Consider the following 11,632-nt stretch of genomic DNA (forward strand, 5'->3'; position numbering starts at 1 on the left):
GTGAATGGTGGCCGCCTGGGCAACGGCGCTCGCGCGGGGCAGGTCATCCTCTGGTCGCACGGCCGGTCGTTCTGCCGGTGGATCCGCGCTGACCTGCCGCGTCGGCAGAATGACGGGCATGGCCGAACCGGTACCCGCTCCGCAGCTCGCATCCGGGACAACCACCGACGCCGCGCCGAAAGACGTTCCGGCCGAGTCGCGTTCATCGCGACTGGCCGCGCTGGACGTACTGCGCGGCATCGCGATCCTGGGCACGCTCGGCACCAACGTCTGGATCTTCACCAACATCACCGGTCTGCCCGGATACATCTCCCGCACGGACGAGCCCGACGGGATCTGGCTGTGGGCCGAGAGGTTGCTGCAGCAGCTGGCACAGGGCAAGTTCCTGGGCCTGCTGACCATCATGTTCGGCATCGGGCTCGCGATCCAGCAGCGCTCGGCCGCGCGCGGCGGCCGGCCGTGGCCCGGGAAGTACCCGTGGCGGGCCGGGCTGCTGTTCCTGGACGGTCTGCTGAACTTCCTGTTCGTCGCCGAGTTCGACGTCCTGATGGGGTACGCGGTCACCGGTCTGGTGGTGGCGTTCGTGCTGGCCACGAGCCCGAAGGCGCAGCGCCGCTGGCTGTGGATCGCCGCGGGCATCCACACCGCCATGCTCACCGCCCTGGCGGTGGTGGTGGCGCTGGCCGCGATATCGGGTTCCGGGCAGGGTGATTCGTCATCGTCCGAGGTGCTGGACCCCAATCCCTACGCCGACGGCTCGTTCTGGGATCTGGTGCTGTTCCGCCTCGACAACGCGCTGCTGTTCCGGGTCGAGGCGATCGTCATCTTCCCCATGTCCATCGCCCTGTTCCTGCTCGGCGCGCGACTGTTCGGCGCCGGTGTGTTCGCACCGGAGGGTGCGCGAATCCGCAAGCGGCTCATGATCATCGGTTTCGCGATCGCCGCGCCGCTGGATCTGGTGCTGGGCATGCTGGGCGGAACCCTGATCCTGTTCACCCGCTACGGCATCGCGCCGTTCGTGGCGCTGGGCATCCTGGCGCTGGTGGCGGAGTTCTACGTGCGCCGGCCCGCACCGGGCGCGGTGGGCAGGCGCTTCGCCGAGGTCGGGCGGATGGCGCTGAGCTGCTACATCCTGCAGAACCTCCTCGCCGGCGCGATCTGCTACGGCTGGGGACTCGGCCTGGCCCAGCAGTTCACCGGCAATACCCGGGTGCCGTTCACGGTCGGTGTCTACTTGGTGGTGAGCGCGGCCATGCTGGTCTTCGCGCACCTGTGGCTGCGCCGATTCGGCAGGGGTCCGGTGGAGTGGCTGTGGAACGCGAGCTACCGGGCGCTGGCCGAACGCGGGAGCACGCGAACCGCGTAGCGCACCGGCGACCGCGCACGGGCATCGGCACGATGGCGCCGGTGCCCGCCGTGCGTCCGGGCTACTGCGCGCGCACGGCCTCGGCACGGGAGATCAGGTCGCCGACGACGGTATCGCGCGACATGGGCACGTCCAGGCTGCGGGCGTTGCCCTCGATGAGGGCGAGCACCGATTCGGTGAGGATGCCCTCGACCTGATCCGAGGTCAGCGTTGCCTCGGCCCGCCAGCTGTTGACCACGCCGTCGACGAAGCCGACCATGCCGAAGGCCATGGGGCGGGCCCGGTTTCGATCGAGTCCGAAACCGGCCAGGGTGTCGGCGAACAGGTCGGCGAGTTGACCGCCGATGCGGTCGCGGGCGCCGGCGAGCGCGCGTGAGGACTCGCCCTGCGGGTCCGCCGCGGCCAGGAAGCGGTGCAGGTTCGGATGCCGCTCGACCCAGCCGACGTAGGTGCCGACGGCCCCGCGCACCGCGTCCTTCAGCGTCCCGTCCGGGCGCAGGCGCGGAAGCAGTTCGGCCAGTAGCGATTCCAGGATGTGGCGGCGGATCTGCTCGTCGAGGTCGGCGCGGCCGTTGAAGTGCCGGTACACCACCGGGCGCGGCACCTTGAGTTTGTCGGCGATCTGCTGCACCGAGATGTCGGTGCCGTTGGCCTCGATCACCGTCAGGGCGGCGTCGAGCATGTCGGCGCGACGGCGGGCCTTGTGGCCGTTCCAGCGGGTGCTGCGGCCGTCGGCTGCCGCGGACGACGTACGTGCGCTGGTTCCGGTCACCCGCTTCACGATACCCACCCGCTCATTGACCGATACACCATGTACCACTAATCTGAGTGTAACAGGTTGTATCAGTAACTTGAGTCAGGAGCCGTCATGGGCGACGACGCATCGGTTTCAACGGCCGCACCACTTCCCCGCGATGCCTTCGCACACCGCCTACTGCTCGGATCGGCGAAGAAGTCCTACGACCCTGTGGTCGACATCGACTGGAACGCCCCGCTCGATCCGGACAAGCTATTCCTGCCGCCCGAGGTGATCTCGCTGTACGGCACGCCGCTGTGGGAGGCGATGAGTCCCGAACAGCGGCGCGAACTCTCCCGCCAGGAACTGGCCAGCGTGCTGTCGGTGGGCATCTGGTTCGAGAATCTGCTCAATCGACTGCTGTTGCGCGAGCTCATGAACGGCGACCCGACCTCGCGGCACAGCCACTACACGCTCACCGAGATGGGCGACGAGTGCCGGCACATGATGATGTTCGGCAAGCTCATCGACCGCATCGAGGCGCGGCCGTACTGGCCGAATCGCTACGAGCGCCTGGTGATCAGCTCGTTGCAGCTGTTCCTGCGCGGATCCATGGTGTGGGTCGGCGCGCTGGTGGGCGAGGAGATCTTCGACGCCATCCAGCGGCGCACGCTCGACGACGCCGAGCTGCAGCCGATCGTGGCGCGCGCCATGCGGATTCACGTCACCGAGGAGGCCAGGCATATCGGTTTCGCCCGCGACGCCCTGGCCCGGCGGGCGCCGGACATGTCCGCCGCCGAGCGCGCGTACACCCGCATGTGCGTGGCCATCGCCGCACCGCTGTTCGTGCATCTGATGACCAACTGGCACATGTACGTGCGGGCCGGCATCGAGGACGGCCGGGGCGCGCGGCGGATTGCCCGGTCCAATCCGGCGGCCAGGCGGGCGCTGGGGATCGGCGCGGCGAATCTCGGTGCGTTCCTGGACAAGCAGGGACTGATCGGGCCGATCGGTAAGCGCATCTGGCAGCGCAGGGGGCTGCTGTGAGGCGCTTGCGCGGCGGGCGGCGCGGGTCGCGCGCGGACAGGTCGCCGCGTTCGCGCGACGCGGACTCGGGGCCCGAACCCGAAGCCGGACCGGAATATTCGGGCCCGGCCCTGCTGGACACCGCCGCGGGTGACCTGCCGGTGACGGTCGCCCTGAGCGGCTATCTGGACCCGATCGACGGCAAATTCCATTGGTACGGGCGGGTTTCCGCGCCGGAAGGCGTGGATTTGCCCGATCCCGGTCGCGGCCGGGTATTCCTCACGTTGCCCGGCGGCACGCCCGCCGGGGCGGTTCTGCAGGAACGCGATCCCTGGGGCAACCTGCGCATCGTAGGCGAGGGCACGCCGCCATTCCCCTTGGAGCCCACGCCCGCTCGCTGACACGGCCGCGGGCGATACCGCGGGTCAGCCGGGCAGGCCGATGAGGTCGGCCATCACCGCCACCGAGTAGTCGAAGAACGGCGCGGCCGGATCCATGCTGCCCACCAGTTGCCCGGTCAGCTCGAAGCTCACCAGGCCGAACAGCTGGGTCCAGGCCACGACCATCCGGGCCACGTTCGCCTCGGGCACCCCGGGCGCGAATTGCGCCGCCAGCGACGCGGTTTGGGCGGCGAGTTCGGGCGACAGCGGCTCGTCGGCCGAAGCGAGACCGCCGTCGGCCACCGCGGCGCGCAGGATGCCGAGTGCGGCCAGGGGCACCCGCGCCGCGGGCTCGATCGTGGTCTGCGGGGCCTGATAGCCCGGCACCGGCGAGCCGTACAGCAGCGCGTACTCGTGCGGGTGCGCGATCGCCCAGTCCCGCACCGCGTTCGACGCGGCGATCCATTGGGCGCGCGGGCCGCCCGCCGCGCGCACGGCGTCCTCCACCGCGGCCCCGATGGCGTTGTACGCCTCGATGATCAGCGTGGTCAGCAGCTCGTCGCGGCTCGGGAAGTAGCGGTACAGGGCCGAGGAGACCATGCCGAGTTCGCGGGCGATCGCGCGCAGCGACAGCGCGGCCGCACCCGATTCGGCGAGCTGACGTCGCGCGGCATCGGTGATCTCGCGGGTGATCTCGACTCGGGCCCGTTCGCGGGCGGTGCGTGGCGCGCTCATCGGAACAGTGTGCCACATTCGGAGCACCGCAACTTTTAGAGAGCACTGCTCTTGACATCGCGTCGCACCGCCGCGCACACTGATCACATCAGAGAGCACCGCTCTCGAAGACCGAGAGGGCAAACCATGAACGACACCGCCGCCACCCGCTACATCCTCCCCAGCGGCTTGGACCCCATCATGAACCGGTTCTTCAACCTGCTGCCCAAACTGGGGATCAGCGTGCTCGGCTCCCGCCTGCTGGCGGTGCGCGGCCGCAAGTCCGGCGAATGGCGGACCACGATGGTCAACATCCTGGACTCGGACGGTAAGCGCTACCTGGTCGCCCCGCGCGGGCACACCCAGTGGGTCCGCAATCTGCGCGCCGCCGGCGCCGGCGAACTACGCCTGGGCCGCAAGGTCGAGCCCTTCACCGCCGTGGAAATGCCCGACGCCGACAAGGTCCCGGTGCTGCGCGAGTACCTCGAGCGCTGGGGCTGGGAGGTCGGCCGCTTCTTCGAGGGCCTGACCAAGAACGCCACCGACGCCGAATTGGCCGAGATAGCACCGGGTTTCCCGGTCTTCGAGATCCACCCCGCCCGCCACTGAACGACGAAGGCCGGGTTCCCGGACAGGCCGGCACGGACTCACCGAACCCGAGGCCTCCGCCGCCGCCACGCTGGGAATTCGAGCACCGGCGGCTGCGCCCCGGCCGACTACCGCGGCGTACCCGAGCTTCGGGCATCCGCGACACCAACGCCCGCGCCCCCGGCCTCCGCAGCTCATTCCCGCGTAAGTGAATCGTCCCGCCGCCGGGGGGCAACCGAGCAGCCGGAACGGTCGGCAACTGGACCGGTTCAAGCCATCGGACGGGCCGCCGAGCACGTGCGAACCGAGTTCTCGTGGCACGCCGGGCGGCCCGCGTGCGAGCGGCCGCCTCGTCGATCGCCGACGTACGCCACCGCGTCAGCGCAGGGTGTCCAGGGCCTCGTCGCCGCGGGCGACCACCGCGCGGCCGTCGTCGGTGATGACTATGGGGCGTTCGATCAGGCGGGGGTGGGTGGCGAGGGCCTCGACCCAGCGATCGCGGTCGGCGGGGGTGCGGCCCCAGGACGCTACGCCCAGTTCCTTGGCCTCGGCTTCGCCGGTGCGGGTGATCTCCCACGGCTCGAGGCCGAGTTTGCCCAGCACCGTGCGGATTTCCACCGCGGTGGGCGGGTTGTCGAGGTAGCGGCGCTCCACGTAGTCGGCACCGGTGTCCTCGAGCAGAGCCTTGGCGGTGCGGCTTTTCGAGCACTTCGGGTTGTGCCAGATTTCGGTTGCCATGAGCTCGAGCCTAACCAGCTGCCCGGGGCGGTTCAGACCCAGTCGACGACCCAGCGGTAGGGGCGCATCCAGTACAGGCCGGACTCGGGGACGGGCCCGTTCCAGCGCTGTTCGAATCGGCCCAGTTCCCAGCGGAATTCGGGCGCCGGTTCGCCCTCGTGTATCTCGCGAAGATGCAGCTTCCAGGTGTTGAGCATGAGCGGCACAGCCTGGGGATCGTGTTCGAACGCCCACTCGATGGTGCGGGCCATGAGGGTGTCGACCGCGTGGTTGGCGGCGTGCCGGTCCCCGGTGCTGAGCGAGTGCAGGAAGGCCGCGACCAGGTTGTATGCGATCGCGTCGTGGACCGAGGTCTGCCCGTTCTCGAGCGCCCACACCCCGAGGAAGGTCGCGCTCTGCTCGTCGATCCACACCGCGTGCGCCTCGCCGACGCGGTTGTCGAAGATGAGCGACATGAGCAGCCCGAGTACGGCTTTGCCCGCGATCAGCGGATCGGGCTTGCCGGTGGCGAAGGCGTCGTCGATGAGCGCGCGGTAGGCGGCCGCGGCGATCCCCGGGCGCTGCGCGTCCAGCAGCGCATCGGCGGTCTCGCCGCCCGCGACCTGATCGGCGGGCGGTTGCGCGGGCCCGGTGACCTGCTGGGCGCCGGTGTCGGAGATGCGCAGGTACTCCGTGGCCTGTGGGTCGGCGGCGATCCCCTCGGCCGGTGCGGACGCGGATACGGGAGCCGCGGGAGCCGCCGCCGGCGCGTTCGACTGCACCTTGTCGAGGTATTCCAGTGCCTCGCGGGCGAATTCGTTGTCCCGGTCGCTGAGCCATTCCCGCCCGGCGATCAGGGTCTCGAGCAGCGGACCCGGAATGTCGTGCTCGATCGCGGCGCACACCGCGTAGTAACCGTACGAGCGCTGCTCGTCGTGCCCCTCGCCCTCGGCCACGAGCAGCAGCGCGTAGCGAATGGCCAGATCGTGTCGTTCGATGTCGCCGAGCAGGGTGCACGCGGTCATGGCCGCCATGAGCACTTCGCCGGTGTCGCCGTGCCCGCGCCGGATCTCGATGCAGCGGTCGGCCATCACGACCGCGGTCTCGGCCCGGCCCAGCTGGGTCGCGGCCTCCACCGCCATGGAGTACATGGTGGACAGGGTGGCGGGCGGGATGTCGGCGGGAAAGCGGGCCGGGCCGTGCTCGGCCAGGTGCAGGGCCTGGTCGTATTCGCCGGCCGCGAACGCCGAGCGGAAGCGGTAGGACACGACCCAGCCGTAGTCCTTGGGATCGGGCGGGGTCGTCAGCGCGTCGTCGAACGCTGTCAGCCGTGCCAGCGCATCCTCCGCGCGGCCCGAGTCCAGCATCCCGCTCGCCTCGTTCATCACTTCGACGAACGCGTTTCGATCCATGGGCACATCGCCTTCCACCTCTATCAGGCCCGGATCGTATGGCTACCCGGGTGACGGGCGCGGGCAGTGAGGGAAAGGTCATAGTTTGAGCGCGCGCCGTATGACTATGCGCACGTCGAACCCACCCCGCCCGTTTGCCCCCGCTCACTCCTGACCTCAATCACCGTTCCCCGCAACGCGATTGCCCTTGCGAGTTCTCGTCAACACGCTACCCTCCGAACGCGTTCCCGGCCGGACGGGGCGGCGGCCTGCGCGCGCCACGGCTCGAAACGCCGTGCGCACAGCCGATTCGGACGTCACACGTCGAAGTACAGGTCGAACTCGTAGGGGTGCGGGCGAATAGCGATCTCGGCGATCTCGGATTCGCGCTTGAGCGCGATCCAGGTCTCGATCAGATCCTCGGTGAACACGTTGCCCCGGGTGAGGTACTCGTGGTCGGCCTCGAGGTTGTCGATGACCGCCGCCAGGCTCGCGGGGGTCTGGGTCACCGCCGCCGATTCCTCGGGGGTGAGTTCGTAGAGATCCTTGTCGATGGGCAGCGCTGGTTCGATTTTGTTCATGATGCCGTCGAGGCCGGCCATCATCATGGCGGCGAAGGCGAAGTAGGGATTGCCCGAGGCGTCCGGACAGCGGAATTCGAGGCGCTTGGCATTGGGGTTGGCCCCGGTGACGGGTATGCGGACGGCGGCGGAGCGATTGCGCTGGCTGTACACCAGATTGACGGGCGCTTCGTAACCCGGCACCAGGCGCTTGTACGAATTCACCGTGGGATTGGTCCAGGCCAGCAGCGACGGGGCGTGGTGCAGCAGGCCGCCGATGTAGTACCGGGCCAGATCCGAGAGCCCCGCGTACCCGGACTCGTCGTAGAACAGCGAATGGCCGTCCTTCCAGAGCGATTGGTGCACGTGCATGCCGGAACCGTTGTCGCCGAACAATGGCTTGGGCATGAAGGTGACGGTTTTCCCGCCCTGCCAGGCGGCGTTCTTGATGATGTATTTGTAGAGCATGAGGTCGTCGGCGGCGGCGAGCAGCGTGTTGTAGCGGTAATTGATCTCGGCCTGCCCGGCCGTGCCCACCTCGTGGTGTCCCTTCTCGAGTTCGAAGCCGGCGCGTTGCAGGTGGGTGCACATCTGGTCCCGCAGGTCCACGTCGGCGTCGTAGGGCGCGACGGGAAAGTACCCGCCCTTGGGCCGCACCTTGTATCCGCGATTCACACTGCCGTCGACATTGCGCTTCGCGCCGGTGTTCCAGCTCCCCGACGCCGAATCCACCTGATAGAAGGCCCCGTTCATCCCGGTCTCGTAGCGCACCGAATCGAAGATGTAGAACTCGGCCTCGGGCCCGAAGTAGGCGGTGTCCGCGAGCCCGGTGCTGCGCAGGTAGTCCTCCGCTTTGCGCGCCACATTGCGCGGGTCCCGGCTGTACGCCTGGCGCGTGTGCGGATCGTGCACGAAGGAGTTGATGTTGAGGGTTCTGGCGGCGCGGAACGAATCCAATTGCGCGGTGCGCAGATCCAGCAGCAACAGCATGTCGGATTCGTGAATCGCCTGGAATCCGCGGACGGACGAGCCGTCGAAGGCGATGCCCTCCTCGACCAGTTCGGTCCCGAACATCGACGCGGGTATCGAGAAATGCTGTTGCACACCGGGTACATCACAGAAGCGCACGTCGACGTATTCGATCTGTTCGGCGTCGATGAAGTCCTGGACTCCGCTCGGGCTCGGAGTGATCATTGCGGGCTCCCTTACGGCCGCACCGCGTCCCGATCGGACGGCCCAGTCGGGTACCGGCGGTCCTGATGGTCCAACGATACGTCTCCCCCGCACCGGCCCGGTCGCGAATCAGATTGTGTACCAAGATCATTCGCGTGACCCGGGCCGTGTTCCCGCAGCGCCGATCCGGGCGCGCAATCCGCCTGCGCCCGTTCAGCGCCCCAGCGCCGGGGCCGAGTTTCCCTCTTTGGTCACATGCACAAACGCGAACCCGCAGATCTTCGCCATTGCCACTGGTCCGCACGGGTCTTTGTGCGGTGTGCTGGATGACACCGGGAGCCGCGGTGCTCTCGATCACAGTCGAACCAGAGGTAGGTCGTGAGTTCATCAGAGGTAGCGGCAGTGCAGCCGCGGACGCTGTGCGAGGCGTTTCAGGCGAACGTGGCGCGGTACCCCGAGGCGGTCGCCCTGCGAACGCTCGGCGGCGCCGAGTCGCACACCTGGGGCGAGTACGGCGGGCGCGTCCGATCCATCGCCGCCGGTCTGGCGGCCCTGGGCGTCGGCGGCGGCGACACCGTCGCGCTCATGATGACCAACCGTCCCGAGTTCCACCTGTGCGACACCGGCGTCCTGCACACCGGCGCGACGCCGTTCTCGGTGTACAACACCAACCCGGTGGAGTTGCTGGCGTACCAGTTCGGCAATGCCGGGAACAAGGTCGTCATCTGCGAGGAGCAGTTCGCGCCCCAGGTGCTGGCTGCTGTCGCCCTGGCCGCGACCCAGGGCGCGGTGGTCGAGCACGTCGTGTGCATCGACGGCGAGCCCGCGGGCGCCACCGCCCTGTCCGCCGTCGAGGCCGCCCCGAAGCCGGACTTCGATTTCGAGGCCACCTGGCGGGCGGTCGATCCCGAGGACCTGCTCACCATCGTCTACACCTCCGGCACCACCGGCCCGCCCAAGGGCGTGGAGCTGACCCACACCAACTTCCTCGAGAACGCCCGCGTGATCGACGAATTCGGCGGCGGCGGCCCCGAGGACAAGGTGGTGTCGTACCTGCCCGACGCGCACGCGGCCAATCGCTGGTTCGCGCACTACCTGTCGATGACCACCGGCGGTCAGATCACCACATGCCCCGACCTCAAGCAGGTCGCCGAGGCGCTGCTCGAGGTGCACCCCTCGGTCTTCCTGGGCGTGCCCCGCGTGTGGGTGAAAGTCAAAGCGGCGCTGGAGGATCGATTCCGCGCCGAGCCGAGCCCGCTCAAGCGCCGCCTGGTCGACTGGGCCATCGCCACCGGCCGCGCCCGCGCCCGCGCGGTCTCGGACGGGCGCCGCCCGTCGGCGTTCGAGGACGCGCGCTTCCGGCTCGCGGACCGCCTGGTCCTGTCCACCGTTCGAGAACGCCTGGGACTGGACAAGGTTCGCGTCGCGGTCACCGGCGCGGCTCCGATCCCGCGCGACACCCACGAGTTCTTCCTGGGCCTGGGCCTGCCGCTGTGCGAGGGCTACGGCATGACCGAGTGCACCGCGGGCGCGACGGTCAACCGCCCCGAGCGGGTCAAGATCGGCACGGTCGGCACGGCGCTGCCCGGCGCCGAGATCAAGATCGCCGAGGACGGTGAGGTGCTGGTGCGCGGTCGCATGGTCATGCGCGGCTACCGCAACGCCCCGGACAAGACCGCCGAGACCGTCGACCCCCAGGGCTGGCTGCACACCGGCGACGTCGGCGAAATCGACGCCGAGGGCTTCCTGAAGATCGTCGATCGCAAGAAGGAACTCATCATCAACGCGGCGGGCAAGAACATGTCCCCGACCAATATCGAGAACACCGTCACCGAGAGCACCCCGCTCGCGGGCACCGTGGTCGCGATCGGCGAGGGCCGGTCCTACAACACCGCGCTCATCTGCCTCGATCCCGATCTGGTCGCCGCGTTCGCCGAGCGCAATCAGCTATCGAATCGCTCGATCGCGGCCCTGGCACAGGACCCGGTGGTGCTGGCGAGCGTGCAGGAGGGCGTAGACGCCGCCAATGCCAAGCTGTCCCGGGTGGAGCAGATCAAGAAGTTCGTGGTGCTGCCCGATGTGTGGACACCGGGCAGTGATTGCCTCACCGCCACCGGAAAACTGAGGCGCAAACCGATAGCTAACGCCTACGCGGCTACTATCGACTCGCTGTACGGGTAGTAGGAGAGTTATGCAGGGGCGAATCGGGGATCGGGCGCTGGAACAGCTGTACCGGCGGGCGGTGGCGGTGAGGGAAGATTCCCAGGGCGTGCTGCCGCCGTATCGGACGCTGCCGGAACCGTTGGTGGCCGGCGGCGTCGAGCGCGGCATCAAGCTCAACGTGGATCTGTTCTTCGACTTCCTGCGCAGCGGGGTGACGCCGTCGGAGGCGGACACCCGCGAGGTCGTCGAGATCGCGCTGGGCCGGGTGCGCGACGGCGAACCCCTCGAGGAAGTGCTGGGCCGGTACCGGATCGGCGCGGACTACATCTGGTCCGGGATCCGCGCCGGCGCGAGCGCGGAGGAGCAGCAGACGCTCACCGATTCCGCCATGTCCCTGATTCAGTACATCACCCTGGTCACCACCCGGATCGCGACCGCGTACGTGCAGCACGCCCACGATCCGCGGTGGGAACTGCTCGAACGCCGCCGGGCCATCGCCGACGCGTTGCTGACCGGGCGCGACCCCATCGAGTGGGCGGACGAGCCTGCCATCGCGGTGCCCGACGCCTTCCTGATCGCGGCTTTCCGGCTCAGCGCCGCGCGGGGCGGCGACACCAGCGAACTGCGCCATCGCATCGAAGCGATCCCGGGGGTGTTCCTGCGCATGGACAGCGGCGGCTGGACCGCGCTGCTGCCGTTGCAGGCCGGCGACGACGGCGCCGCCGCCATCGCCGCGCTGACGACCCGGCTGCTTCCCGCCCATCCGGCCGGGTACGTCCCGCCCGCGGCCGGGACGCCCGCGCGCCGGGCCGATCAGC

At 69.0% G+C, this 11,632-nt stretch carries 11 protein-coding genes; 6 read left to right on the forward strand and 5 right to left on the reverse strand.

Going from position 1 to position 11,632, the window contains the following annotated elements; all coding sequences use genetic code 11:
* The first annotated feature begins 118 nt into the window (after positions 1-118).
* Positions 119-1,366: a DUF418 domain-containing protein gene (locus ABZ319_RS32275; protein ID WP_354990316.1), complete on the forward strand. Its 1,248-nt coding sequence runs from the start codon at positions 119-121 to the stop codon at positions 1,364-1,366.
* A 61-nt stretch (positions 1,367-1,427) separates the two neighbouring features.
* On the opposite strand, the gene ABZ319_RS32280 is transcribed toward ABZ319_RS32275, so the two are convergent.
* Positions 1,428-2,138, reverse strand: coding sequence for a TetR/AcrR family transcriptional regulator (locus ABZ319_RS32280; RefSeq protein WP_354990317.1), 711 nt, complete (start codon positions 2,136-2,138; stop codon positions 1,428-1,430).
* A 96-nt stretch (positions 2,139-2,234) separates the two neighbouring features.
* Here ABZ319_RS32280 and ABZ319_RS32285 point away from each other — a divergent pair, with 96 nt between their 5' ends.
* Together ABZ319_RS32285 and ABZ319_RS32290 are read left to right on the forward strand one after the other, a co-directional pair.
* Positions 2,235-3,149, forward strand: coding sequence for a diiron oxygenase (locus ABZ319_RS32285; RefSeq protein WP_354990318.1), 915 nt, complete (start codon positions 2,235-2,237; stop codon positions 3,147-3,149).
* Complete coding sequence (locus ABZ319_RS32290) at positions 3,146-3,529, forward strand: DUF4873 domain-containing protein (RefSeq protein WP_354990319.1); 384 nt, start codon at positions 3,146-3,148, stop codon at positions 3,527-3,529. Before ABZ319_RS32285 ends, ABZ319_RS32290 begins: the two co-directional genes overlap by 4 nt.
* Before the next feature lie 24 nt (positions 3,530-3,553).
* Here the strand turns inward: ABZ319_RS32290 and ABZ319_RS32295 are convergent, their stop codons facing one another.
* Positions 3,554-4,243 (reverse strand): TetR/AcrR family transcriptional regulator, encoded by a 690-nt coding sequence (locus ABZ319_RS32295; protein ID WP_354990320.1) that lies wholly within the window; start codon positions 4,241-4,243, stop codon positions 3,554-3,556.
* Positions 4,244-4,369: 126 nt separating this feature from the next.
* On the opposite strand from ABZ319_RS32295, the gene ABZ319_RS32300 reads away from it, so the two are divergent.
* Complete coding sequence (locus tag ABZ319_RS32300; protein WP_354990321.1) at positions 4,370-4,831, forward strand: nitroreductase family deazaflavin-dependent oxidoreductase; 462 nt, start codon at positions 4,370-4,372, stop codon at positions 4,829-4,831.
* Between the two features lie 357 nt (positions 4,832-5,188).
* Here ABZ319_RS32300 and ABZ319_RS32305 read toward each other — a convergent pair whose 3' ends face one another.
* From ABZ319_RS32305 to glnA, 3 genes are all read right to left on the reverse strand, one after another.
* The gene (locus ABZ319_RS32305; RefSeq protein WP_354990322.1) at positions 5,189-5,548 is read right to left on the reverse strand and encodes an arsenate reductase family protein; all 360 of its coding nucleotides are present in this window, start codon (positions 5,546-5,548) and stop codon (positions 5,189-5,191) included.
* Between the two features lie 32 nt (positions 5,549-5,580).
* Positions 5,581-6,939, reverse strand: a complete 1,359-nt coding sequence (locus tag ABZ319_RS32310; RefSeq protein ID WP_354990323.1) for a hypothetical protein — start codon at positions 6,937-6,939, stop codon at positions 5,581-5,583.
* Positions 6,940-7,235: 296 nt separating this feature from the next.
* Positions 7,236-8,672 carry a type I glutamate--ammonia ligase gene (glnA, locus tag ABZ319_RS32315; protein WP_354990324.1) on the reverse strand — a complete coding sequence of 479 codons (1,437 nt, stop codon included), beginning with the start codon at positions 8,670-8,672 and terminating at the stop codon, positions 7,236-7,238.
* A gap of 357 nt (positions 8,673-9,029) precedes the next feature.
* On the opposite strand from glnA, the gene ABZ319_RS32320 reads away from it, so the two are divergent.
* Together ABZ319_RS32320 and ABZ319_RS32325 are read left to right on the forward strand one after the other, a co-directional pair.
* Positions 9,030-10,832, forward strand: coding sequence for a long-chain fatty acid--CoA ligase (locus ABZ319_RS32320; protein ID WP_354990325.1), 1,803 nt, complete (start codon positions 9,030-9,032; stop codon positions 10,830-10,832).
* A 10-nt stretch (positions 10,833-10,842) separates the two neighbouring features.
* Positions 10,843-11,632 (forward strand): hypothetical protein (locus ABZ319_RS32325; RefSeq protein ID WP_354990326.1); only part of this gene is annotated, 790 nt, incomplete at its 3' end.

Origin of the sequence: Nocardia sp. NPDC005978 (assembly GCF_040614455.1) — a bacterium.
GTDB lineage: Bacteria > Actinomycetota > Actinomycetes > Mycobacteriales > Mycobacteriaceae > Nocardia.

Coding starts and splice junctions, on each gene's coding strand:
- ABZ319_RS32275 (WP_354990316.1), top strand. CDS start 119: ATGGCCGAACCGGTACCCGCTCCGCAGCTCGCATCCGGGACAACCACC.
- ABZ319_RS32285 (WP_354990318.1), top strand. CDS start 2,235: ATGGGCGACGACGCATCGGTTTCAACGGCCGCACCACTTCCCCGCGAT.
- ABZ319_RS32295 (WP_354990320.1), bottom strand. CDS start 4,243: ATGAGCGCGCCACGCACCGCCCGCGAACGGGCCCGAGTCGAGATCACC.
- ABZ319_RS32300 (WP_354990321.1), top strand. CDS start 4,370: ATGAACGACACCGCCGCCACCCGCTACATCCTCCCCAGCGGCTTGGAC.
- ABZ319_RS32305 (WP_354990322.1), bottom strand. CDS start 5,548: ATGGCAACCGAAATCTGGCACAACCCGAAGTGCTCGAAAAGCCGCACC.
- ABZ319_RS32310 (WP_354990323.1), bottom strand. CDS start 6,939: ATGGATCGAAACGCGTTCGTCGAAGTGATGAACGAGGCGAGCGGGATG.
- glnA (WP_354990324.1), bottom strand. CDS start 8,672: ATGATCACTCCGAGCCCGAGCGGAGTCCAGGACTTCATCGACGCCGAA.